This is a genomic window from Clostridium sp., assembly GCF_036642255.1.
Classification (GTDB): domain Bacteria; phylum Bacillota; class Clostridia; order Clostridiales; family Clostridiaceae; genus Clostridium_J.
The window spans coordinates 1-24,933 of record NZ_JAVWDJ010000024.1; the positions used below are offsets into that span (position 1 = coordinate 1).

Below are 24,933 nucleotides of genomic sequence, written 5' to 3' on the forward strand. Positions count from 1 at the left end.
ATAAAAAAGAAAGTTGGGCTATTTAAATGAAAGCGTTAGAAATAAATAATTTATCATTTAAGTATAAAGGCACAGATAAACTTATAGTTGATGATTTATCCTTTAGTATAGATAAGAATGAGTTTATTACAATTATTGCGCCTAGCGGTACAGGAAAAAGCACTCTTTTCAGATTGATTTTAGGTTTACTAAAACCTCAAAAGGGTAGTATACATTTTGCAAAAGCAGATATGAAAAATATTATTGGATATATGCCACAAAAGGACTCCTTAATGCCGTGGAGAAATATCCTGGATAATACAACAGTAGGACTTGAGTTTAATGGTTATAGTAAGAAAGAAGCTAGGGAGTTAGCCTCTACGTACTTTGAAGGGTTTGGAATTAAAGGTACTGAGAAACTTTATCCTCATGAACTATCAGGTGGAATGAGACAAAGAGTTTCCTTTCTAAGGGCTATAGTAAATAACCCTTCATTACTTTTGTTAGATGAGCCATTTTCTTCTTTAGACGCATTAACAAGAAGAAATATGCAAACCTGGCTATTAGAGCTTTGTCAAAAAGAAAAAAATACGGTATTTATGATAACACATGATATTGATGAGGCCTTGCTTTTGTCTGACAGAATTCTGATTTGTACTGAACTTCCTTATAAAAATTTAAAGTCTATTGATGTTAACTTTAAAAGGCCAAGAAACTATAAAACCACGCTTTCTAATGAATTCATAGAGCTAAAAAGAGTTATCCTCAATATTCTTGATGAGATAGACGAAAATAAAGGGGGAAAAGTAGAATGAAGAAACTGAAAAATTATACATTTCCTCTGATATTTTTGATAATTATAATTTTATCTTGGGAGTTTTTAGTACCACAGTATATTCTACCTAAATTTTCCGAAGTACTTAAGGCTTTATGGACTCAAAGAGAACTACTATATAAACATTCCTTAGTAACCTTAGGGGAAGCAATGTTAGGGCTCTGTATTTCAGTTGTTATAGGTATATCTTGTGCATTTTCTATATATCTTTGGAGAAACGTTGGAAAAACCTTATATCCAATTATAATATTTTCTCAGACAATTCCTACCATAGCATTATCACCTATTATGGTATTGTGGTTTGGATATACTATATGGTCAAAAGTAGCAGTAGTTGTGTTGTTTTGCTTTTTTCCTATAGTTATAAGTACACTAGATGGATTAAATAGTGTAGATAAAGATTTAGAGGATGTTTTAAGGTCCTTAGGAGGAACTAGATTTCAAATATTTTTGAAACTTCATATAAATTCTGTGCTACCTAACTTTTTAAGCAGCTTCAAAATAGCTGCTACCTACAGTGTTGCAGGAGCTACCATAGGAGAGTGGTTAGGTGCAGAAAATGGGTTGGGCATATATGTAAAAAGAGTAGCAGGGATGTTACAATCAGACTCAGTTTTTGCAGGAGTGTTAGTTCTATCGTTTTTAGGATTAGCCCTATTTTCAATAGGATTTCTACTAGAAAAGATTTTATTAAAATATAGAAGAAGAACAAAGGAGGATAAATATGGATTTTAAAAAAGGTACTTTTTTAATAGTATTGATGATGATGGTAAGTTTAACTTTAAGTGGATGTTCAAGTAATTCCAACAATAACGAAGAAAATAGCGGCACTAAAGAGTTGAAAGAAGTTAATGTACTTCTAGATTGGTATCCAAACGCAGTACATTCATTCTTATATGCTGCAGAGGATCAAGGTTACTTTAAAGAGGCAGGATTAAAAGTTAATCTAATTACACCCGCAGGTACAGATGATGGAATTAAATTAGTAGCTGCAAATAAAGCTGATTTAGCTATAAGTTATCCAAAACAAGTTATTTTAGCTAGAGGTGAAAATATTCCTGTTAAGTCAGTGGGAGCAATAGTTAGAAGTTCATTAAATCAACTTATGGTTCGCAAGGATTCAGGAGTTAATACATTAAAAGATTTGGAAGGAAAAAAAGTAGGATATCCATCTTTTGATATTGATAAGGAAACAGTAAAAACAATGGTTAGTGCAGCTGGTGGTGATCCTTCAAAAGTAGAGTTTGTAGATGTAGGCTACGAATTGATGGCTGGCATAGAAACAAAACGAATTGATGGAATCATAGGTGGATATATCAACCATGAAAAGATACTACTAGAGAAGGCAGGAATTGAATTAGATACTTTTAATCCTGTAGATTTTGGAGTAGCAAACAATTATGAATTAGTATTTATTGCCAGTGAAAATGCAATTAATACTAAAAACGATACTTTAAAAGCTTTCTTAGAGGCAGCCAAAAAGGGATTTGAATACACTAAAAATAATCCAGATAAAGCTTTAGATTTAGTTTTAAAAGTTCAAAATGAAAGCTTCCCACTTGATCCAGTAATAGAAAAAAAGAGCTTAGAGATATTAATACCTCTTATGGAAGATGGGAGTGGTAAATTCTTAAGTCAAAATGAAGAGAATTGGAGTAATAACGTAAAGTGGTTAGAAGATAAGAGTTTACTTAAAGAAAAGATTAATAGCAAAGATCTACTTCAATAATTTTGTAAAACTTATATGAAATTGAGCTATTTAAGATCTGCAACCATACTGATTTTACTGAGAAAAAACAAAAAAACTATAGAATGTATCAGAACTAATCAATAGATATCCAGCAGTTTAAAACACTGTTGGATCTTTTTCTACCTTTAAAAAGAAAAATGTCTCCTGAAATGCCATGAACACTATAGTTTCATTATAACTTTTAAAGAGTTTTTATTATAACTTTAAAAAATAAATTGTATATCTTTAATTGGTATGTTTTTACAGTGATTCTATGGTAAAATTAAATTAACCAAAGTTATAAAATCCTATAATTTGTTAATAAATAATCTATGGTTTGTCTACTAAATGTTGGAATTCTTCTAGCTATGCGGAAACTTGAAGAAGGTCGCTAATGTCTAACACATTATGATCTAAGCTTTCTAAGATTCGCTGGAGAATAAGAGTGAAGTAAGGATAATTATATTTTGTGAGGAGAATTTTATGAATATATTATTAAAAACAAGAACGAAGGACCACGTTGTTACTTTCTGGGATAAAACACAAGATAAAGAAATAACTAGACTATTTCCTCAGAGCATAGAATCCTTAGAAGAAGCACTAATATTATTTGAGGAATCCTTAAATGAAGATACCAAAAGCTACGGAAAGGTAATCTATATTGATGAAGAATATATTGGAGATATTTGGTGTTACGGCATAGATGAAAAAAATGAAAAAATGGCATTGCTAAGTATTGTCATTTTTAAAAAGGAGCTGTGGGGGAAGGGGATTGCAACACAGGCTGCTAAAGTTTTTGTTGAAGATACTTTTTATAAGTTTAATATAGAAAAAATAGGAGCCTTTACATATTCAAATAACTACGCTTCAATCGGTGTATTATTGAAAGCTGGATTTTTAGAAATTGAGCAATTTGTTGAAGATGGAATTGAATCAAAATACTTTGAAATATGTGATACATATTATAATTTAATGTAGCAATATGGAGGTTTAATCATGAAAATATTATATGGTTTATTATTTGTTTTACATGGATTTGTAGGGTTAGGCGCTTTGGCTGGAGGTCTAGCTGCTATTGCAAATCCTGAGGAACCACTTGGAGTACCAATAGAAATACTAAAGAACTCACCCTTTGATAATTTTCTAATACCTGGCATTATTTTGTTTACAGTAATAGGCCTTGGTAATATTTATAGTGCTCTGATGATGTTTTTTAAATCAAAGTTTCAAGGATATATAAGTAGCTTATTTAGCTGGGCATTAGTGATTTGGATTATAGTTCAATGCTTTATGATAAATAACGTTGCATCTCTGCATATTATATTTTTTACTATTGGTTTAATTGAAGCTATCTTATCAACGATGATTTTATATAACAAACGTCTTTTCCCTGTAAATCTTATTTTGAATACCTATAGTAAAATAAAAAAGAAATATAACGATACAGCATTGTAATTCATATTTATGAGGTGTTTATTTAGAGATAATGTGGATATATTTCTTAGCTGCTAAGTAGAAAAAACAAATAATCATTTATAAAGCTGTATTATTCAATTTTGAATAATACAGTTTTTTATGTGATACAGAAACACTAGCGCATATTATTCTTCTACAGTTTCAACCTTTAGGTAGCTTAGAATTAAAATTTCTCAACGTTAATGGGGCAATCTAAAATAGATATAATTTCTTTTTTACTTAAATAGTATAACTTTATGAGCTACCTCTATCATTCACAAAATTATCTTTAAGTGAATAACTTATTACATAGTTATTTATTTAGTGGAGGTTATAAGTGGGATATTATGTTGAGGTAGAACCAAATGTAAAAGTCTATGTTGAAGATCTTAATCCAAGGGGAAAGAATACAATTTTGTTTTTACATGGATGGCCTGGCAGTCATAATTTATTTGAATATCAGTTTGATCAACTTCCAAAGATGGGATATAGATGTATTGGAATAGACACTAGAGGTTTTGGAGACTCTGATAAACCTTATGACGGATACGACTACAATAGATTAGCAGATGATGTTAGGTGCGTGGTTAATGCGTTAAAGCTACAGGATTTTACACTAGCAGGACATTCAACAGGGGGTGCTATAGCTATTCGATATATGGCTCGTCATAGAGGATATGGAGTATCTAAACTTGCTCTATTTGCCGCAGCAGCACCTAGCCTTATCAAACGCCCAAACTTTCCATATGGTATAGAAAAGGAAGTTGTAAATAAGATTATTCAGGGAACATATACTGATCGTCCTAAAATGCTGAGAGATTTTGGTGATATATTTTTCTTTCAATATATAACTGAACCATTTTCACAATGGTTTTTGTAAATGGGACTACAGGCAGCTGGGTGGGCAACAGCAAGTATCGCAAAAACTTGGATAAATGAAGTCCTATTTTGTGATTTACGAGCAATAAAGGTTCCCACATTAATTATTCATGGCATTCATGATAAAGTTGTTCCATTTTCACTAGGCGAAATACAAAAACAATGTATCAAAGATTCCAAGCTTATACCATTCGAGGACAGCGGTCACGCAACATTTTATGATGAGCGTGAAAAATTTAATGAGGAGCTAATGAAGTTTATTGAAAAATAAGGCTATTTCACCCTAGGTTCTTTAGTATAAATATTGAAAGGTAATAGTTCAATACAATGGATTATGCGGATAGAGGTTTATAGTTATTTTAGCTCGTAAAATAACTATATAATGGCATAAACATCTCAAAGATACTAACCTAGAGACTATTTAGAACTTAATTTTCCACTAGGTGTAAATATTAATTCTAAATAGTCTTTTATTTATTAAAACTCACAAAAAAATAAATGGTACATTGTTACAGTAATAATATGGTAAAATAATATTACTAAAAGATTGTCCAATAATAATTTATTACGGAGCTTATTTATTTTCAATAAAAGGAGTAAATAAAAATATGAATGAACAAAGCATAAAGAATAAAAGGGCTTGGGAGTACCGAGCATATGAGTTTTGGAATAATAGAGATGGTTCTCCTAATGACAAGGCTAATAAAATTTTAAAGAACCCTAAAGAGTGTCTTAAAAAGCATAAGGAATATTTCGATAACATTGAGGGGAAAAAAATTGCAAATCTTTGCGGTTCTAATGGAAGAAAAGCAGTGCCATTAGCCTTACTAGGTGCAGATGTAACTGTGTTTGACATTTCAGAAGAAAACAAAAAATATGCTTTGGAATTAGCACAGTGCGCAAATACCTCAATTAATTATGTTGTTGGAGATGTTTATGATATTGATCTCAAAGAGTATGAAGGCTTCTTTGATATTCTTTATTTAGAAGGTGGAATATTGCATTATTTTAATGATATTAGCAAATTAATAAATATTCTATACTCCTTACTAAAACATGGTGGGGTCCTGATCCTAAGTGACTTCCATCCTTTAAAAAAATGCATTACTAAAGATTCTGAAACACGAACTCAAGTTAATTATTTTGATAAAGAATTGCATGAAGGAGATGTAGCCTATAAAGAATTTTTTCATGAGAAGGAACAACAACATTTTCCTAAGGTTTCTATTAGGATGTACACACTTAGCGAGATTATAAACTCAGTGATTGCTGCGAATTTTACTTTGAAAAAATTTGATGAACATCGTGGTTGGAATAACGAAAATATTCCATGGGAATTTACTATATTAGCTACAAAATAGACAGTATTATAAATATAATAAATCGTTGTTTTATGAGATAAACTTCTTATACCTTAATGGTGATTTTTCTTTTTTAATCAAATTTTACTGTGTAAACTGATTAAAATGTCACGTAATTAGTTGGACTACAACTAAATAAAAAAGACTTGTGATAAGTTTTTACCACAAATCTTTATAATGAGGAATTAAAAGAATTTTATTTCAAACCAAGCATCATTAAAATACAATTTGCTAATTCTTGACCTTGCATACCACATGCTTGAATGCATTGAGCTAAAGCTTGTCCTATCATCGGTAACACCTCCTATAAATTATATTTTAATTATAATCAAAAGTTATGTAGATTTTATAAAGAACTAAGAGAGGGAATAAACTATGATTAAAAAACTTAATTTGAAAGATTCAGATACAGTGAAATCAGTATTAACAGTACAAATGGCTTCATATAAAGTTGAGGCTGATATCATAGGTTTTTATGAAATACCACCTTTAAATGACACAATTAACAGTTTGAAAGAATGTGATGAAATATTTTATGGATACTATATTAAAGACATTTTAGCAGGAATAATTTCTTATAAAGTTATTGGAAATATTTTAGATATACATAGAGTTGCAGTACATCCAGATTTTTTTAGACTTGGTATTGCAGGAAACTTGATTAATTTTATAGAAAGACTTGAACCTAATATTAATAAAATAGTTGTATGTACAGGAAAGAAAAATCAACCTGCCATTAAATTATATTTTAAAAATGGTTATGAAGTTATAGGGGATATGGAAATTAATCCAGGGATTTATTTAACAGAATTTGAGAAAAGATTATAGATACTAAATCCTCGTAGGGTAAACAATATGCATTGTTATATAAGGATATAAGTTCACATGGTAGAAAAAGTAACAGGCTTACCTTAAGGATGTTTTTATTCTTTGCACACCTCTAGTAAAAAACTGAAATACACAAAGATAATAACAACACAATTTGAGTTTTGTTCTTAAATTAGATATATGCTAAAGTTTATCTACTAAAAATTAGGAAACTGAAGAAACACAGTTTCTATGATGTTTTACATTAGTGATTCAGCTGAAAGCATAAAAAAGACAACCTCGAAAGGTTGTCTTTATCTTATTATAACAAAATCAGTAAGGTAATCATTCCTAATTTTATTAATTTAAAGTTTGACCTTTTTAATTAAAATAATTCTTATCTTAAACAAATCCACTGTTTGATTAAGAATTAGTTAGTTGAGAAATGTTGTGTTGCATAAAACCAGTTTCCCTCGCTGCTAAATACTACCCCTGCAGACATTTTGGTCCAATTTGCATTTAAAATGTTAGCTCTATGTCCTGGTGAGCTCATCCACTGATCTACAAGATATTTAGCTGTAGTTGTAGACTCTGAATAACCTTGGCTGTAGAATAAGTTTTCACCATAACTATTTGTATTATACTTGAAGTATTTAGTTGCTAAATCCATTGGACTTGCATTGTTTAGTGATGGTGTGTTGTGTGCAAAGTAGTTATGCTGAAGCATGTTGTTAGACTTATATCTTGCGATTGGTCTCATTTGCTCTTCCCAAGTTAATGGGCTTAAACCTGCTTTTGCTCTTTCGGCGTTAACATAAGTTAAAATCTCTTTTTCTACTGCATCCATATATTTAAAGCTCTTATTGCTTGGATTTGCAGGCACACCGCTTGGCACACTTGTGCTTGGGGTTGTAGCTGGCGTCTCAACTTTAGGTGCTTCTGTTTTTGGTTCTTCCTTAACAGGTACATCCACCTTTGGTTCTTCAATTACTGGAACTTCAATCACTGGATCCTGGGTTTTTGGTTCATCGATTACAGGCACTTCTACCTTTGGATCTTCAGTTTTTGGAGTTTCTACTGTAGTATCTGGATTTGTAACTGGTACCTCAACTACTGTAGCATCATCACAATCTTCATTTGTTGGTGCTATAACAGTAAAGTCATTTTTAAGATTTAAAGGAAAATCTATAGTTTGTCCACCATTTTGTGGATTTGAAATCATTTTTTGAATTATGGCCTGATTTGGAGATTTAGCTATTTCGATATTGTTTGCTACGTTTCCAACTGCTCCAGCAGTTGCTCCTCCTGCAGTACATAGTGATAAAAGTAAAGCTAATAATTTATTTGTTATCATATATCAACAACTCCTTATTATTTATTTTGCTTGTACAATTTGTATTACTAAATATCTAAAAAGTTTGTTTGCTACAGTAATTGACTCATAATTAATTAGATACTTGTGAATATAAATTATATAGATACTTGGGGGTATCACTAACACCCTGTGGTGTTTTCCAGCTTTTATTTCGTAAGTAACCTTGTCGATGAACATATCTTAACATGGACTAAAAGCTAAAACAACCCCTGTCCAAGGTTTTCATAATAAGGGTAAGATAATCCAATTACCATTTAAATTTAAAAAATTCTATATTAAAAGGGGGAGGGTAAAGTAGGTCTATATGGATTAAATTAAATTTAGAATGAAATTTATCACTAATACTTTATTGAATAGATAGAAATTTTCATGCCTTTTGTATGATTAGCTCATTGTTTTATCCAGCTTCTAAAATTAAAATTAAAATAAGAATAAATGGTATATTGTTACAGTAATTATATAGTAAAATATAATTGTGTGAACATTGAAAAAGTAATTCGATTGGATAAACAGTGATTATACATTTTTACGCCTTGTGATTGAAGATCATTAGAAAATATAGCATCCAGGAATATATCAGTTAAATTTTATTCCGCTGAACATTTATAAATCATAGTCTTTAGAATATAGGAGTGAATTTTATGAATAAAAGAATAATAAAGGCAAGTTGTTCTATTTTTACTTTATGTATGGTAATTACAGGCTGCGATAACTCATTAAAAAATGAAAATACTATTCTTAACGAAGAGATTATTGTCCTAAAAGAAAAGAATGCAGAGCTAGAAAAGTCAATCAATAGCTTAAGTGATACTTTAAAGGAATATGAAAATAGAAAAGCAAAAGAGAAAGAGGAACAAGCTGAGTTAAGAAACAATATGTATCCAATTTATACAGCAAATGTAGATACATACAAAAAAGAAGTTGGAACTTACATTTATTTACCTAAGGAAGCAGATTTAAAAGAAAAGTTAAGCAATCTTGCCAAGGGATTATCTGAAGTATATTTTAATAATCTTCCTATTGAAATTGTAAGTATCGAAGAAGTTGATAAAAATAAAATTCTTGTTGTGAATTTAAGGGAATCAGAAGATAATCAGGAAATAACAGATCCATCGAAATTTAAGGGGTCTACCTGGGCAAATAGTCATCTTCAAGGTTCAACTGGTGGGGCTCAAACTTCAACTATGTTAATTGAAACAATGCTTCAAAAAGAGCATGAGGGTGAATGGGTAGATGGTGTTAAATTTTTATATAGCAATGGTGCTTGTAATTTTGAACACGCACCTAACTTAGCCAATATTAATTATAGAAAGTAGATTAAAAGAGGAATTTTACTAAATGTAAATCATGATGGGTTTTCAAAAGAAGATGTCATTATTTTTCAAAAGAAATGATTTATGGAATACTATACTAGATCTATGAATATAAGTTAAAAACTAAGTTCCTTTAAATTTAAAGGATTAACCTTCATATATTGGAAAAATTCAAAATGAGCTGTATGATTGGGAGTCTTAGAGGTTACTTTTAGTAGCCTCACTTTACGTTGAAAATATAAACAGGCTTTTTAAGTCCTAAAATATTTGAAATTTTTTAAATGATACATACACAATGTATTGTTAAGATTTTTATTTTTAAAAAGAAAACAATATTTATGCTAATAATATTGGATATGAAAAAAGATGATTTTCATATCCAATGAAATCATCTTTTTAACAAAGATACTTTATAGGGCCCTAGCAAAAATAATTTTGATAAAATTAATGCTATTTCTTCAGGAGATTTTTCCATACCACTTTCAATCCAATGCTGCATAACACCAAGATGAGCTGAAAGCACGTAGGAAATTAGGTATTCCTCTGGAATTTGCATTTCTTCTTTTTTTAATGTATTGACTACTTTTTTTTCAAAAAGGTTCGTCTCAATAAATTTCTTGATTTTTATTTGAAAAGTAGGATGACCTTTAGGACCCAGAATGGCTTTTATAAACATTGCATTTTCTTTAAAGTACTCAAATATCTTTACTACAAAGGGAATAGGTTTATCTAAAGACTCTACATTTAATATATCTATGGAGTCAATACTTTTCGTATGTTCATTAAGTTCTTCTAGTACTTCATTTTCAACCTTTTCTAATAAATCAAATTTGTCACTGTAGTGAAGATAAAAGGTGCCTCTGTTTATATCTGCTCTTGTTGTTAAATCAGTAATTGAGATATCATTAAAACCTTTTTCTTCAATTAATTGTGAAAGTGCGTTTCTTATCATTTTTTTTGTGCGAATAGTTCTTCTATCATTTGATATGTTTGTCATACTATATTGCCCCAATTCATATTTATTTATATTTAATGAACAATTTTTTCCATATTGTTCATTAATAAACATTTTAAAATTTATTGATTATTGTAGAAAATCCTAAATATATTATAATACACATATGGACTTTTAATCAACACTGTGTTTATAAACGGTTTATTTTTACCATTTTATATAGCATTAATTATTTACTGGGGAGGGGAATGCAGCCAAGTAGCTGTGACTTATATGAGCAATTTATTTCACGTTGGTATTGATATTGGATCTACAACCGTTAAGGTAGTTATTTTAAATAGTTATAAAAAGATTTTGTTTAGTAAGTATGAGAGGCATTATGCAGATATAAAGCAAAAACTTAAAGCTATACTTAAAGATGCCTTTAATACTCATGATGTTTTAAAGGATTCACAATTAACTGTAATGATTACTGGTTCTGGTGGAATGAACATTGCAAATAGTATTGGAGCTTCTTTTACTCAGGAGGTTGTTGCTGCAACAAAAGCAATTAAAGCCTATTATCCTAAAACTGATGTTGCAATTGAACTAGGTGGAGAAGATGCAAAGATTACTTATTTTAATGGTGGAGTAGAACAGAGGATGAATGGTACTTGTGCAGGTGGTACAGGTTCATTTATAGATCAAATGGCATCTTTACTTAAGGTTGATGCTATGGGATTAAATGAATTAGCTAAAAATTATAAGGTGATTTATCCTATAGCGGCAAGATGTGGGGTTTTTGCAAAAACTGATGTACAACCACTTTTAAATGAAGGAGTTGCAAAGGAAGACATAGCTGTATCTGTACTACAAGCTGTTGTCATTCAAACCATTAGTGGACTAGCTTGTGGAAGGCCTATTAAAGGAATTGTTGCTTTTTTAGGGGGGCCATTGTTTTTTCTTTCTGAATTAAGAAAAAGATTTATTGATACTTTAAAATTAAGAGAAGATCAAATAGTTTTTCCTGAGAACTCACAACTTTATGTGGCAATAGGAGCTGCTTTATGTTCTGTGGATGAGAAACAGGTATCTTTCAAGTCTTTAATATATAATCTTGAAAATTTCGGAGATAAGTTAAGTGTTGAGTCTAATAGATTAGAACCACTTTTTTTAAATGAAAAAGATTATGAAGATTTTAAAATAAGACACAGCAAAAATTCAGTTAAAAGAAAAGATTTAAGTGATTTTCAAGGACATTGCTTTTTAGGCATAGATGCGGGGTCTACCACTACAAAGGTGGCCCTTGTTGATAAAGAAGGGGAGCTACTTTACACCTATTATGGAAGTAATGAAGGCAGTCCTCTTAAATCTACTATTAAGATACTTAAAGAATTATACAAAGTTTTGCCACCAAAAGCTAAATTAGTTAATTCAACGGTTACAGGTTATGGAGAAGGCTTATTAAAATCAGCTTTGAAGGTGGATATTGGGGAAATAGAAACAGTAGCTCATTACAAAGCCGCAGACTTCTTTTGCCCTGGAGTGGACTTTATACTAGATATTGGTGGACAGGATATGAAGTGCTTAAAAATAAAAGATGGCATTATAGAGAGCATACTTTTAAATGAAGCTTGTTCAGCTGGCTGTGGTTCCTTTTTAGACACCTTTGCAAATTCCCTTGGTATGAATATTGGTGAATTTGCATCAAAAGCACTAATTTCTGAAGCTCCAGTAGATTTAGGTTCAAGATGCACAGTTTTTATGAACTCAAGGGTTAAGCAGGCACAAAAGGAAGGTGCAACTGTAGGAGATATTTCTGCTGGCTTATCTTATTCCGTAATAAAAAATGCTCTATTTAAAGTTATCAAAGTGAGAAATCCTAAAGAATTGGGTGAGAAAATTGTTGTTCAAGGCGGAACCTTTTACAATGATGCCGTCCTTAGAAGCTTCGAAATCTTATCTGAAAGAGAAGCAATAAGACCCAATATTGCAGGAATTATGGGAGCCTTTGGTGCTGCATTAATTGCAAAGGAAAGATATGTGGAGGATTATGAAACAAGTTTACTTGATGAAATAGGCTTAGATGAATTTAATATTAAAGCTACTGTTTCTAGATGTAGGCTGTGCTCTAATAATTGTTTATTAACTATAAATAACTTTGGAAACGGCGAAAGATTTGTATCAGGAAATAGATGTGAAAGAGGAGAAGGTAAGGGGAAACAGCATAATACCCTACCAAATTTATTTGATTATAAATACAAGAGAATCTTCCAATATACACCTTTAGAAATTGCAGAAGCTAAACGAGGTACTGTTGGTATTCCAAGGGTATTAAATATCTACGAAAATTATCCATTTTGGTTTACTGTATTTACAGAACTAGGCTTTAGAGTACAATTATCAGATAGATCTTCAAATATGCTTTATGAAAAGGGAATTGAAACAATACCATCAGAATCAGTGTGTTATCCTGGAAAGTTAGTTCATGGACATATTATGAATCTTATAGAAAAAGAAGTAAAGTTTATTTTTTATCCATCTATTACTCATGAGGTCCAAGAACAAAAGGATGCAGATAATCACTTTAATTGCCCTATAGTTGTTTCTTACCCTGAAGTTATAAAAAATAATGTAGATGTATTAAGAGAAAAAGAGATACTTTATATGAAACCTTTCTTACCCTTTGACAATGAGAAAAGAATGGTTAAAAGATTATATGAAGAATTAAAAATTTTAAATATAGATGAAGATGAAATAAGGCAAAGTGTACAAAAGGCATATATAGAACAAGAATCTTTTAAGAAAGATATTCAAAAGGCTGGAGAAGATGTGCTTAAACTTATTGAGGAAAATGGGCTAAAGGGCGTAATACTTGCTGGAAGACCATATCATATAGATCCACAGATAAATCACGGCATTCCAGAAATGATAACTTCTCTTGGCATGGCAGTATTAACAGAGGATTCAGTGTCACACCTAGGGCAAATTGAAAGACCTCTTAGAGTTGTGGATCAATGGGCATATCACTCAAGATTATATGCTGCAGCCAGCTATGTTTCCAAAGACAAAAATTTAGAACTTGTACAACTTAACTCCTTTGGATGTGGCCTTGATGCTGTAACTACTGACCAAGTACAGGAAATACTAAATGGAAATTCAAAGGTGTATACAACCCTTAAAATAGACGAAGGAAATAATCTTGGTGCAGCTAGAATTAGACTTCGTTCATTAAAGGCAACTATACTGGAAAGAGAAAAAAATGGAATTGAACTTAAGAAAATAGATAATAGATACAGAAAAATCCCATTTACCATGGAAATGAAAAAAAATCATACTATTTTGGTGCCTGAAATGTCTCCAATACATTTTCAGTTTCTAGAGAAAGCATTTAAAGAATCAGGCTATAATATGGTGGTATTGCCATCGGTGGATAATGAAGCCACAGAGGTAGGGTTAAAATTTGTTAATAATGATGCTTGTTATCCTGCCATAATTGTTATAGGTCAACTTATAGAAGCATTAAAATCTGGTAAATACGATTTGAATAATACATCAGTTATGATATCTCAAACTGGCGGAGGTTGTAGGGCTACCAATTATATAGGTTTCCTCAGAAAAGCCTTAAAGGATGCTGGCTTTGATAACGTCCCAGTGCTTTCACTAAATGCAAAAGGCTTGGAAAAGAACCCAGGTTTCAAAATTACTTTAGGACTTCTAAATCGAGCTATGATGGCTCTAACCTATGGTGATTTACTTATGAATGTACTTTATAGAGTTAGACCTTATGAAAAGATTAAAGGCTCAGCTAATGAACTCTATGAAAAATGGGTTGTAATTTGTAAAGATTCTTTACGGGTTTCAAGTAGGAAAATTTTTAAGGAAAATATTAAAGCTATGGTAAAAGAGTTTGAAGAGTTAGAATTAATTAATGAATTGAAGCCTAAGGTAGGTCTTGTTGGAGAAATACTTGTTAAGTTTCATCCAACAGCAAACAACAATGTGGTAGATATTGTAGAAGCTGAAGGTGCAGAAGCTGTGATGCCAGGACTTACGGACTTTTTACTTTATTGTGCTAGTGATGGAGATTACAAATTTAAATATTTATCAGGAAGTAAACTTTCTCAAGTGTTAGGCCAAGCGGCTATCAGTGTTATTGAATTTTATAGAAATGTTTATAAGAAAGCAATTAAAAATAGTACTAGATTTCATGGGCCAAAGTCTATAAAGGATATAGCTAAAGGAGCTTCATCTGTTGTTGATTTAGGCCATCAAACTGGAGAAGGTTGGTTTTTAACGGGAGAAATGGTGGAGCTTATTGAAAGTGGGGTTAAAAATATTATTTGTATGCAACCCTTCGCATGTTTACCAAATCATGTAACAGGAAAAGGAATGATGAAAGAGTTAAAACGAGTTTTCCCTGGAACAAATATAGTTGCTATTGACTATGATCCTGGTGCTAGTGAAGTAAATCAATTAAATAGAATAAAACTTATGATTGCTACTGCCTTTGAAAATATGGAAGAGTTCAAATCCAATAAGGTTAAAGATTATATAGAAGTAGCCTGTGAAGAAATTAAGGGAGTAACTAATATATAGGTTAATTAAAAAGCAGAAATCTATTTTTGATTTCTGCTTTTTAAAATTTCACTTTAACCATGAAGTAATTCTTTAAGTGCCTTATCTATTTCCATATTATTCTCATCAGCAAACCATTTACTGGAAAATGTGATATATCTACAGTTATTGCTTTTTAAGTAGCTATATATTATGTGAGCCTCATCAATTTCATTCTTGCTTATTTCTATAGTGTCATTTAGTGAATCATCGTTAAAATAGAACAAAATATTAGCTTTTATGATTTGATTTATTTCTTCCATATTCACATTCGCTATATGATATTTCTCACTAAAAAGAACTTTGTTTCCCTTTATAATAAAAAATTTGATAGTACTTTCGTTTAAGTATTCAATCATTGCAATATTTTGGTTTTCAACAGTAAATCCTATGACTTTTTCCTTATTTATGAGAACATTTATTCCATCTATGTAGTCTCTATATTTTGCTGCAACTTCAAAGTCAAATTTTTCTGAAGCAGTAATCATCATGTCTTCCATTTCTTTAAGTAATCTATTATCATTACCATTAAGTAAACTAATTATTTTATTTATTATATTTTGGTACTCAACAGTTGCAGAATTCCCGAGGCACATTCCAAGGCATAAATCTAAAGAATAATTTATGCACGCAGAGTTCTTTTTAGAAGGATTACTACAATTAATTTTGCAGTAATCCTTTATACCTTCAACCGCTCTTTCAGCAGTACTTTTCCTTGTATAGGGTCCAAAATGCACATTACCACTGTTTTCATTAATATTATTGGTAACTTTTATGCTAGGGTAAACTTCATCCATATTTATTTGTATATAAACATAAGACTGTGGATTTTTCATCAGTCTATTATAAATAGGCTTTATTTCCTTAATTAATTTACATTCTAGCATAAAAGCTTCAAATTCTGTGTCTGTAAGTATATAATCAAAATTTTTTAAGTTCATAACAAGCTTTTCAACCTTGGGAGAACGATTTTTAAAATTTTGAAAGTAAGATCCAACTCTATTCTTTAAACTTTTGGATTTTCCTACATATATTACTTCCTCTTGTGAATCCTTCATTAAATAGACTCCAGGACATAAGGGAAGATTTTTTACCTTTTCTTTTAAATCCATATTGAATCCTCCTTCAATAATAATTTTAATGCATCATTCATCAGTATTTTATCATTACATTATGGGTTCTTGCAATGGGACAGGCTTTCTAGATATTTTTTCACAAAACTGTATATAATTTATTAATGTAAGGTATGTTTTATTATAATCATTGTTACCATAGTTTGAATTTTTCATATGTGAAACTCATTGACTTGTGTCACGTTTTATTATTTGAATAACAAAGAAGTATTCAATTCTTATAGACATAAGGTTAAAAACCATGTATATCTATATTAAGGATTTATTTTAATATATAGTTTGGCCTACTATTATTGTGTTATAACTTTATACAAAGAAATTACGTTAAAAACTTATAGGTATCAAAATTAAAACTACATAGTTTTTAATTGAATTGTAAATGAAATTATATTTATTTTACTTTTAATTAGACATAACTTATGAGGTGAATAATGAAAATTAAAAAGAAAGTTCCAATTATTGTACTAATATTTGTAGTTATGCTTTTCCCCTTTAATTCAACTAGAAACATCAGATCTAAAGCAGCCACTGTGAAACTAGGGGAAGAGGTTACCTTTTTTGTGGCAACTGATACTCATTATTTAGCAAGTGATTTAACTGATAATGGGGAAGCTTTTCAAACATTTGTTAATGAAGGTGATGGGAAACAATTAACCTATATTCAGGAGATAATGAATGCTTTCGAGAATGATATTGAAAAGAAGAATCCCAATGTTCTTGTTATCAGCGGTGATTTAACTAGTAATGGGGAGAAAAAAGGACACCTTGAATTTGCAAAAAGGTTAGAGGAAATTGAAAAATTGGGTACCTCAGTTTATGTTATTCCTGGAAATCATGATATTCTGAATCCATATGCAAGACGTTTTGAGGGTCGTAATCAATACAAAACCGATTATATAAGTCCCAAGGATTTTAGCAACATTTATAAAAATTTTGGGTACAAAGAGGCTATATCTAAAGATGAAACTACTTTGAGTTATTTAGCTGCACCTTCAGAGGAGGTTTGGTTATTGATGCTTGATACAGCTAAATACGAAAATAATATAGACCTTGGCCACCCAGAGTTAAATGGAAGAATAGCATCAGAAACATTAAATTGGATAAAACAGTGTAGTGATTTAGCAAAATCAAAGGACGCTGAGATTATTGCAGTGATGCATCATAATCTGTTAAATCATAGTAGTAACATAACAAAAGGGTTTACTATTGATAATAGCGAGGAAGTAATAGAGTTATTTAAACAATGTGATATTAATTTAGCTCTAAGTGGACACATTCATCTTCAGGATATAAAGTCCAATGAAGATGTTGAGAAGCCAATTTACGATATAGCAACAGGATGCATAAGTGTATACCCACAAAAATATGGGATTCTTAAATATTCACGTAATGATGGAATTAATTACATTACTGAAAGTGTTGATGTAGAAGGTTGGTCAAAGGAAGTAGGAATAGTTGATGAAAATATAAATAACTTTAATAAAACATCTAAAACCTTTTACGGTGATAGACTTTACTCAAAGATTATGTCTAGATTAGCAATTACAGATTTATATACTGAAGAGGAACTTAATCTAATGGCAGATACTTATAGAACCTTATATCTAAGATATTATGAGGGCATGAGGGAAATAGCCACAGAAGAAATTAAAAACTCACCTGGATTTAAATTATGGCTAAATAATGAATTTGCACCTTCACAAAAAAACGTAATACGTTTAGCTAATACCCATGGTGAAAATAATAATAATCTTTTCATTTCCAATAAGAAAACTTCAAATTAATAATTTTAACTTGTAGTTTTTATATTTTGGCCGTTACTTAAGAGATTAGATAATTCATCAAAGAAATAATAATAACCTTGATTTTATCAAGGTTATTTTTGTGTAAAATATCAACCATCTCTAGTTTTTTATATTATTGTCTAGTTTTTTATCTGGTAAATTACTAAGAAATCAATTTGTAACACATTTATAAAAATGTTATTATTATCTTGTAATCTTGTAAACAAAAATTCAAAAAAGTGTATTAAACGTAGTAAGGACAAGTGAAATGGATATTATAGCTAAAAATAAACTAAGAAAAACTTTGATATTATCGGGAATTGTAGCAGTTACTTCTCAAATTTATATGAATGTAATCATTGCGGATTTTAGGGTGTCCGTTGCAATCATACTGTTTCCAATATTTTTATATATTTTTGATGATATGGATGCAATTAAAACAGGATTCGCCTGTGCTATTGGGGTTTACCTTTTAAGAGTGCTTGTTTATTTCATTAATCATGGTAATCTCCAAGAGACTTTATGGTCATACTTCCCTGAGGTATTCTTTTATACCTTCTATAGTATCTTTTTTAAAGTGCTAAACAAAAAAGATAATTCTCTGAACTTTAAAAAAACATACATAACTCTTATAATAAGTGACTTTTGTAGTAATTTAGTGGAAGTACTTATACGAAATTTTTACAATTCACATACTCTAACTCGTGATGTGGTTATAACCATCATGGTAGTGGCAGTTGTCCGCTCTGCAGTGATTTGTCTTTTCTTAGGTGGAATTAAGTTTTATAAACTGCTTCTTATAAAAGAAGAACATGAAAAAAGATACAAAAAGCTTTTGTGGATGACCTCAAGATTAAAAACTGAAATGTATTGGATGAAAAAGAACATGAATGATATTGAGCAAGTTATGGCTAATGCTTATGAACTCTTTGAAAAAATTACGTTAGATCAGCATCCTGAAACCTGGGCTCAGATGTCAGTTGACATTGCTAAGGATGTGCATGAGATAAAGAAGGAATATGGGCTAGTAGTACGTGGTGTGGAAGAAGTCACCATGAATAAGGATGAAGACAAGGGAATGTATTTTAAAGATGTAATTGAAATTTTAGAGGAAAGTATGAACATTGAAATCAAACATCGAAAGCCTAACACAGAATTAAAGTTTTCTATAAGTGAAAACTTTTATACTACTAGGCACTATTATCTGATGTCTATTTTTAGAAACCTGATTATGAATTCTTTAGATTCCATATGTGATAAGAGTGAAAAAGGTGGTATTTATTTTTCCCATGAATTAAAACATGGTAATCAGATATTTACTATTGTAGACACTGGCTGTGGAATAAACGAAAAGGACTTAGATCATGTTTTTTCACCAGGGTTTTCTACTAAGATTAATTACGAAACAGGAGCAATAAACCGTGGTCTTGGGCTAAGTATAGTTAAAGATATAGTAGAAAGGGATCTAGGAGGCAATATTAATATTTCCTCAATAGAAGGTGAAGGTACAACTTTTTATATAACAATACCAATAACAACTTTGGAGGGGGAGACTTATGAATATATTTATAGTTGAAGATGATATTAATATTGTAAAAATATTTGAAAAAATCATTTTTCATAGAGAATTGGGGCATGTTATAGGGTTTGCTCAAAGAGGAAATGAAGGTCTGGAGGAGATTCAATTGTTGAATCCAGATATTGTTTTAGTTGATCTTTTGATGCCGGGATTAGATGGATTATCATTAGTGAAAGAAGCAAAAATCACAAATCCAGATACTCAATTCATTATGATTTCTCAAGTGTCATCGAAAACAATGATTGAAAAAGCTTACCAAAATGGAGTAGAATTTTTTATTCAGAAGCCAATTAATGCAGTGGAAATTGAGAATGTAATAAAAAAAGTATGTGAAAAAGTAGAACTTAATCGCACTTTAAATCAAATTCAAAAATTATTTAATAAAACCCAAACAACACACTCATACAATGGTGGTACACCTGATAAGATTGAAGATCAAATTCAAACTGTAAAGAATATCATGCTTAAGTTAGGGGTAACAGGAGAGGCAGGTAGTAAAGAAATTTTAGACATTACTTCATACTTATTAAAAAATAACAAAACTATGGGAGACTATACTCTTAAGGAATTATGCCAAAATTTCTCTGATTCTCCTAAATCTATGGAACAAAAAATCAGAAGAGCTTTAGCTACGGGGATGAGTAATATTGCTAGCATAGGTCTAGAAGATTATATGAATGATACCTTTGTAGAGTATTCTAATAGCCTTTATAATTTTGAACAAGTAAAAAAAGAAATGGATTATATGAGAAAAAAGACACCTAAAAGGGGAACAGTAAATATAAAAAAATTTATTGATGGGCTTATTTCATATTGCGAAATATAATTTTCAGAATTTTCTACATTACCTTTTGTAACCATTTGAAGTTTTTTGAAATTTTACAATTATAATAACTTTGTAAATATTTTATGTGAATTATTCAAAGGGTAAAGGTGGTAATGTTTATGTTAGTATTATTTAAAGGTTTAGGGTTGTTGCTCTTAACATTGGCTATATTTTCTGTTTTTAGCTTAAAAGCTCCAAAAGGCTCAAAAGCTATGTCGGGATTAGCTGATGCCGCAGTAGCTACCTTCTTAGTAGAAGCAATCCATAAATATGTAAGTGGAGATTTATTGAATTTAAAATTTTTAGGTGATGTAGGTGGGACTTCTGGTGGCATGGGAGGAGTAGCAGCAACAATTCTAGTTAGTTTAAATATGGGTTTGAACCCCATATATGCAGTAGCTGCAGGAGTTGCTGTGATGGGATACGGAATTCTTCCAGGGTTTGTGGCTGGATATATAATTTCATTTATTGGACCAAAGCTAGAAAAGATGTTACCTGAAGGGTTAGATATAATTGTTGGAGCGCTTTTAATGGCACCACTTGCAAGAGGAATAGCAATTTTTGTTGACCCTGTAGTAAACTCCACATTACTCAGTGTAGGTGGAATGATTTCAGTAGCTGCGGAGCAATCACCTCTTATAATGGGATTTTTACTTGGTGGTATAATGAAGATGATATGTACGTCTCCATTAAGCTCTATGGCGTTGACAGCTATGTTAGGACTACAAGGTCTTGCTATGGGAATAGCTGGTATTGCCTGCGTTGGTGGTTCTTTCACCAATGGAGTAGTATTCAAAAGACTTAAGCTAGGAAATAAAAGTAACGTAGTAGCTGTTATGCTTGAGCCGTTAACGCAAGCAGATATAGTTACAGCAAATCCACTTCCAATTTATTGTTCAAACTTGCTTGGTGGAGGACTTGCAGGATTGAGTGCTGCTTATTTTAATATAGTAAATAATGCACCAGGTACAGCTTCACCAATACCTGGATTACTAGCATCCTTTGGCTTCAATGATCCAATGACAGTACTTTTAGCTGCATCATTTGCTGCAATTGGCGGCACCATCGCAGGAATTATTGGTTCCTCAATATTTCTTAAAATAAAGGAAAAACGATCATATGCTGGAAGGATAGAAGCAGCTTAGTATTGGATGAGAAATATTTTAATGGGTTTCTAGAACATGAATGCCGTGTAAAAACTAAGTAAGTAAAGCCTAGGGTTAAATCCTAGGCTTTAGCTATAAAATGATATATTTATTTGAAACAAAAATTCAAATAAATCATTGGCTTAACATACTTCATCTGTTATTTAAACTATTATATTAATTCAAAGAATGAAGAAAATGCCAGAATATTCACAATGTTGTCATAATATTCACAATATTGCCAGAATATTGAAACGGTGGTACAATATATAATGGGTACAATTTGATATATGAATTGCATAAGTATTCAAAGCATGTTAAGTTATAGTAAGTTTTTGTATAAAAAGTGTATAATTGCAATCTATATATTATCTAATAATTTTAATCATTTAAGGGGGAAAATCATATGAAAACAGATGTTCAAATTGCTCAAGAAGCTAAAATGTTGCCCATTACTGAGGTTGCTAAGTATCTTGGAATTGAAGAGGATGAATTAGACCTTTATGGAAAATATAAAGCAAAGGTGTCTTTAGATGTTTTAGAAAGACTTCAGGATAAACCAGATGCAAAACTTGTTCTTGTAACTGCTATAAACCCAACTCCAGCTGGAGAAGGAAAGACAACTACAAATGTTGGACTTTCCATGGGACTTAATAAAATAGGAAAAAAGACAATTACTGCATTAAGAGAACCATCTCTTGGACCATGTTTTGGGGTTAAAGGCGGTGCAGCAGGTGGTGGATATGCTCAAGTTGTACCAATGGATGATATAAACCTTCACTTTACTGGTGATTTCCACGCTATAACTTCAGCTCATAATTTATTAGCAGCATTATTAGATAATCATATACATCAAGGAAATATTTTAAATATAGACCCTAAAAAAATAGTATGGAAAAGAGTTCTTGATATGAATGACAGAGCTCTTAGGAATATAATTATAGGACTTGGTGGAAAAGGTGATGGATTTGTAAGACAAAGTGGCTTCGATATTACCGTTGCATCAGAAATAATGGCTATACTATGCCTTGCTACAAGCCTTTCAGACCTTAAGGATAGACTTGCAAGAATGGTAGTAGCTTACAATAAAGAAGGAAAAGCCGTTACAGCAGGAGATTTACAAGCTACTGGTTCAATGGCATTATTATTAAAAGATGCTATTAAACCAAACTTAGTCCAAACTCTTGAAAATACACCAGCTTTTATTCATGGGGGACCTTTTGCTAACATAGCTCACGGTTGTAACTCAGTGATGGCTACTAAGGTAGCTCTTAAGTTAGCTGATTATGTTGTAACGGAAGCAGGTTTTGGTGCTGATCTTGGTGCTGAAAAATTCTTTGATATTAAGTGTAGATTCGCAAACTTAAAACCTGATGCTGCAGTTATTGTTGCTACAGTTAGAGCACTTAAGATGAATGGGGGAGTTCCAAAAACAGAGCTTACTTTTGAAAACCTTAGTGCACTTGAAGTTGGTATTGCAAATCTTGAAAGACATCTTGAAAACCTCGAAAAATTTGGGGTTCCAGCTGTTGTTGCTATCAACAAGTTCCCAACAGATACTGAAGCCGAACTTAATTTATTGAGAGAAAAGTGCTCTGCTAAAGGCGTTGATGTTGTTCTTTCTGAGGTATTTACAAAAGGTGGAGAGGGTGGAATTGATCTAGCTAAGAAAGTAGTAGAGATTTGTGAAACAAAAACTTCAAACTACGCTCCACTTTATGATGTAGAAGGAACTATTCAAGAAAAGATAGTAAAAATTGCTACTGAAATATACAGAGCAGATGGAGTGGAATTTACTTCCGAAGCTAAAAAACAAATAACTAGCATTACTGCTCTAGGACTCGATAAAATGCCAATATGTATGGCGAAGACTCAATACTCCTTCTCAGATAATCCAAATTTACTTGGGGCACCAACAGGATTTACCATAACAGTAAAAGAAGTAAAGGTTTCTGCAGGTGCAGGGTTTATTGTTGCATTAACTGGTGATATAATGACTATGCCAGGACTTCCAAAAGTTCCTGCTGCAAATGGAATGGATATAAATGAAGATGGAGAAATTATAGGGTTATCGTAAGGAGATGCAAAATGGGATTAAAATTAGAAGGAAAACCAGTAGTTCAGTACTTAAGAGAAAATATTAAAAACCGTGTTTCTGATCTTGTTGAAAAAAACATAACACCTACACTTTTAATAATTAGGGTAGGTCAGCGTGAAGATGACATCTCCTATGAAAGAAGCATATTAAAGAATTGTGAGCTTCTTGGCATAAAAGGCCAGGTAAAATCTCTGCTTGTAGATGTTTCAATGGAAGACCTTACTAAGGTTATGGAAGCTGCGAATAAGGATTCGGATATTCATGGAATTATGATATTCAGACCACTTCCTAACCATCTTGACATAGATACTATAAAGAATATAATTAATCCGTTGAAAGACGTTGATTGCATGTCACCAATTAATCTACAAAAGGTCTTTGAGGGTAACAGCACTGGTTACGCACCTTGTACTCCAAAGGCAGTTGTTGAACTTTTGAAATACTACAAAATCCCGCTAAAAGGTGCAAATGTTGTGGTAGCTGGAAGAAGTTTGGTAGTTGGTAAGCCACTTTCAATGCTTTTACTTGATGAAAACGCAACAGTTACTATTTGTCACTCTCGCACAAAGGATATGCCATGTGTTACGGCAAAAGCAGATATTGTTGTTGCTGCCATTGGTAAGGCAAAATTTATGGATGAAAAATATTTCACTGCTAATTCTATTGTTGTAGATGTTGGAATTAATGTTGATGACAATGGAAAAATGTGTGGAGATGTAGATTTTGACTCCGTATTTGATAAGGTTCAAGCTCTTAATCCAGCCATAGGTGGGGTAGGTATTATTACAACAACAATACTATTAGATCATGTTATTAAGGCTTGCGAAAAATTATCAGGAATAAATTAAATACTAAATATTGAATAAGTATGAGAAGGCAGATGAAAAATACTGCCTTCTTTTTAGAAAATTCCTGTAAATTAGCATATTTTATTTAAGTTAATCTTCAACTTATTAAGGTGGAGTAATTCTCTATTTAACAACCCATAGAAGAAAGGTGGATCTTCGTACACTTAGGGTTTACCAAGTCCAACAAGCTTTTCAACTTAATGATTTTTAAATGTTGATTATTAAATGTATTAGGA

At 31.2% G+C, this 24,933-nt stretch carries 18 protein-coding genes and 1 pseudogene; 16 read left to right on the top strand and 3 right to left on the bottom strand.

What is annotated here, in order from left to right:
• Window positions 1-26 precede the first annotated feature (26 nt).
• The 8 genes and pseudogenes from RR409_RS13200 to RR409_RS13235 all read left to right on the top strand — a co-directional run bounded on the left by RR409_RS13200 (window position 27) and on the right by RR409_RS13235 (window position 7,066).
• Window positions 27-794, top strand: a complete 768-nt coding sequence (locus RR409_RS13200; RefSeq protein ID WP_332558233.1) for an ABC transporter ATP-binding protein — start codon at window positions 27-29, stop codon at window positions 792-794.
• A complete protein-coding gene (locus tag RR409_RS13205) occupies window positions 791-1,549 on the top strand; it encodes an ABC transporter permease (RefSeq protein ID WP_332558234.1) in 759 nt (252 codons plus the stop codon). Before RR409_RS13200 ends, RR409_RS13205 begins: the two co-directional genes overlap by 4 nt.
• On the top strand, window positions 1,539-2,543 hold the full coding sequence (locus RR409_RS13210) for an ABC transporter substrate-binding protein (RefSeq protein WP_332558235.1): 1,005 nt from the start codon (window positions 1,539-1,541) through the stop codon (window positions 2,541-2,543). The genes RR409_RS13205 and RR409_RS13210 overlap by 11 nt, the downstream gene beginning before the upstream one ends.
• A 483-nt stretch (window positions 2,544-3,026) precedes the next feature.
• Window positions 3,027-3,521, top strand: a complete 495-nt coding sequence (locus RR409_RS13215; RefSeq protein ID WP_332558236.1) for a GNAT family N-acetyltransferase — start codon at window positions 3,027-3,029, stop codon at window positions 3,519-3,521.
• Window positions 3,522-3,539: 18 nt separating this feature from the next.
• Window positions 3,540-3,998, top strand: coding sequence for a hypothetical protein (locus tag RR409_RS13220; RefSeq protein ID WP_332558237.1), 459 nt, complete (start codon window positions 3,540-3,542; stop codon window positions 3,996-3,998).
• A 337-nt stretch (window positions 3,999-4,335) separates the two neighbouring features.
• A pseudogene (locus RR409_RS13225) lies at window positions 4,336-5,148 on the top strand (alpha/beta hydrolase).
• Window positions 5,149-5,485: 337 nt separating this feature from the next.
• Complete coding sequence (locus RR409_RS13230) at window positions 5,486-6,238, top strand: class I SAM-dependent methyltransferase (RefSeq protein WP_332558238.1); 753 nt, start codon at window positions 5,486-5,488, stop codon at window positions 6,236-6,238.
• A 375-nt stretch (window positions 6,239-6,613) separates the two neighbouring features.
• Entirely contained in the window at window positions 6,614-7,066 is a 453-nt protein-coding gene (locus RR409_RS13235; RefSeq protein ID WP_332558239.1) for a GNAT family N-acetyltransferase, read from the top strand.
• Window positions 7,067-7,475: 409 nt separating this feature from the next.
• Here the strand turns inward: RR409_RS13235 and RR409_RS13240 are convergent, their stop codons facing one another.
• The gene (locus RR409_RS13240; protein ID WP_332558240.1) at window positions 7,476-8,399 is read right to left on the bottom strand and encodes a CAP domain-containing protein; all 924 of its coding nucleotides are present in this window, start codon (window positions 8,397-8,399) and stop codon (window positions 7,476-7,478) included.
• 662 nt (window positions 8,400-9,061) lie between these two features.
• Between RR409_RS13240 and RR409_RS13245 the strand changes: the two genes are divergently transcribed.
• Window positions 9,062-9,736 carry a hypothetical protein gene (locus tag RR409_RS13245; RefSeq protein WP_332558241.1) on the top strand — a complete coding sequence of 225 codons (675 nt, stop codon included), beginning with the start codon at window positions 9,062-9,064 and terminating at the stop codon, window positions 9,734-9,736.
• A 385-nt stretch (window positions 9,737-10,121) separates the two neighbouring features.
• On the opposite strand, the gene RR409_RS13250 is transcribed toward RR409_RS13245, so the two are convergent.
• The gene (locus RR409_RS13250) at window positions 10,122-10,730 is read right to left on the bottom strand and encodes a TetR/AcrR family transcriptional regulator (protein WP_332558242.1); all 609 of its coding nucleotides are present in this window, start codon (window positions 10,728-10,730) and stop codon (window positions 10,122-10,124) included.
• Window positions 10,731-10,961: 231 nt separating this feature from the next.
• Between RR409_RS13250 and RR409_RS13255 the strand changes: the two genes are divergently transcribed.
• Window positions 10,962-15,266, top strand: a complete 4,305-nt coding sequence (locus RR409_RS13255) for an acyl-CoA dehydratase activase-related protein (protein ID WP_332558243.1) — start codon at window positions 10,962-10,964, stop codon at window positions 15,264-15,266.
• A gap of 53 nt (window positions 15,267-15,319) precedes the next feature.
• On the opposite strand, the gene RR409_RS13260 is transcribed toward RR409_RS13255, so the two are convergent.
• A complete protein-coding gene (locus RR409_RS13260; RefSeq protein WP_332558244.1) occupies window positions 15,320-16,396 on the bottom strand; it encodes a UvrB/UvrC motif-containing protein in 1,077 nt (358 codons plus the stop codon).
• Between the two features lie 452 nt (window positions 16,397-16,848).
• Between RR409_RS13260 and RR409_RS13265 the strand changes: the two genes are divergently transcribed.
• The 6 genes from RR409_RS13265 (at window position 16,849) to RR409_RS13290 (ending at window position 24,697) form a co-directional block, all read left to right on the top strand.
• Window positions 16,849-18,201 (top strand): metallophosphoesterase, encoded by a 1,353-nt coding sequence (locus RR409_RS13265; RefSeq protein WP_332558245.1) that lies wholly within the window; start codon window positions 16,849-16,851, stop codon window positions 18,199-18,201.
• 268 nt (window positions 18,202-18,469) lie between these two features.
• Window positions 18,470-19,777 (top strand): ATP-binding protein, encoded by a 1,308-nt coding sequence (locus tag RR409_RS13270; protein WP_332558246.1) that lies wholly within the window; start codon window positions 18,470-18,472, stop codon window positions 19,775-19,777.
• A complete protein-coding gene (locus RR409_RS13275) occupies window positions 19,758-20,606 on the top strand; it encodes a response regulator (protein WP_332558247.1) in 849 nt (282 codons plus the stop codon). The genes RR409_RS13270 and RR409_RS13275 overlap by 20 nt, the downstream gene beginning before the upstream one ends.
• Window positions 20,607-20,725: 119 nt before the next feature.
• Window positions 20,726-21,751, top strand: a complete 1,026-nt coding sequence (locus RR409_RS13280; RefSeq protein WP_332558248.1) for a PTS sugar transporter subunit IIC — start codon at window positions 20,726-20,728, stop codon at window positions 21,749-21,751.
• A 406-nt stretch (window positions 21,752-22,157) separates the two neighbouring features.
• Window positions 22,158-23,828 carry a formate--tetrahydrofolate ligase gene (locus tag RR409_RS13285; RefSeq protein ID WP_332558249.1) on the top strand — a complete coding sequence of 557 codons (1,671 nt, stop codon included), beginning with the start codon at window positions 22,158-22,160 and terminating at the stop codon, window positions 23,826-23,828.
• Between the two features lie 11 nt (window positions 23,829-23,839).
• Complete coding sequence (locus RR409_RS13290; protein WP_332558250.1) at window positions 23,840-24,697, top strand: bifunctional 5,10-methylenetetrahydrofolate dehydrogenase/5,10-methenyltetrahydrofolate cyclohydrolase; 858 nt, start codon at window positions 23,840-23,842, stop codon at window positions 24,695-24,697.
• Window positions 24,698-24,933: the final 236 nt, after the last annotated feature.

Coding starts and splice junctions, on each gene's coding strand:
- RR409_RS13275 (WP_332558247.1), top strand. CDS start 19,758: ATGAATATATTTATAGTTGAAGATGATATTAATATTGTAAAAATATTT.
- RR409_RS13255 (WP_332558243.1), top strand. CDS start 10,962: ATGAGCAATTTATTTCACGTTGGTATTGATATTGGATCTACAACCGTT.
- RR409_RS13250 (WP_332558242.1), bottom strand. CDS start 10,730: ATGACAAACATATCAAATGATAGAAGAACTATTCGCACAAAAAAAATG.
- RR409_RS13285 (WP_332558249.1), top strand. CDS start 22,158: ATGAAAACAGATGTTCAAATTGCTCAAGAAGCTAAAATGTTGCCCATT.
- RR409_RS13245 (WP_332558241.1), top strand. CDS start 9,062: ATGAATAAAAGAATAATAAAGGCAAGTTGTTCTATTTTTACTTTATGT.
- RR409_RS13280 (WP_332558248.1), top strand. CDS start 20,726: ATGTTAGTATTATTTAAAGGTTTAGGGTTGTTGCTCTTAACATTGGCT.
- RR409_RS13270 (WP_332558246.1), top strand. CDS start 18,470: ATGGATATTATAGCTAAAAATAAACTAAGAAAAACTTTGATATTATCG.
- RR409_RS13200 (WP_332558233.1), top strand. CDS start 27: ATGAAAGCGTTAGAAATAAATAATTTATCATTTAAGTATAAAGGCACA.
- RR409_RS13290 (WP_332558250.1), top strand. CDS start 23,840: ATGGGATTAAAATTAGAAGGAAAACCAGTAGTTCAGTACTTAAGAGAA.
- RR409_RS13235 (WP_332558239.1), top strand. CDS start 6,614: ATGATTAAAAAACTTAATTTGAAAGATTCAGATACAGTGAAATCAGTA.
- RR409_RS13210 (WP_332558235.1), top strand. CDS start 1,539: ATGGATTTTAAAAAAGGTACTTTTTTAATAGTATTGATGATGATGGTA.
- RR409_RS13215 (WP_332558236.1), top strand. CDS start 3,027: ATGAATATATTATTAAAAACAAGAACGAAGGACCACGTTGTTACTTTC.
- RR409_RS13265 (WP_332558245.1), top strand. CDS start 16,849: ATGAAAATTAAAAAGAAAGTTCCAATTATTGTACTAATATTTGTAGTT.
- RR409_RS13260 (WP_332558244.1), bottom strand. CDS start 16,396: ATGGATTTAAAAGAAAAGGTAAAAAATCTTCCCTTATGTCCTGGAGTC.
- RR409_RS13205 (WP_332558234.1), top strand. CDS start 791: ATGAAGAAACTGAAAAATTATACATTTCCTCTGATATTTTTGATAATT.
- RR409_RS13220 (WP_332558237.1), top strand. CDS start 3,540: ATGAAAATATTATATGGTTTATTATTTGTTTTACATGGATTTGTAGGG.
- RR409_RS13230 (WP_332558238.1), top strand. CDS start 5,486: ATGAATGAACAAAGCATAAAGAATAAAAGGGCTTGGGAGTACCGAGCA.
- RR409_RS13240 (WP_332558240.1), bottom strand. CDS start 8,399: ATGATAACAAATAAATTATTAGCTTTACTTTTATCACTATGTACTGCA.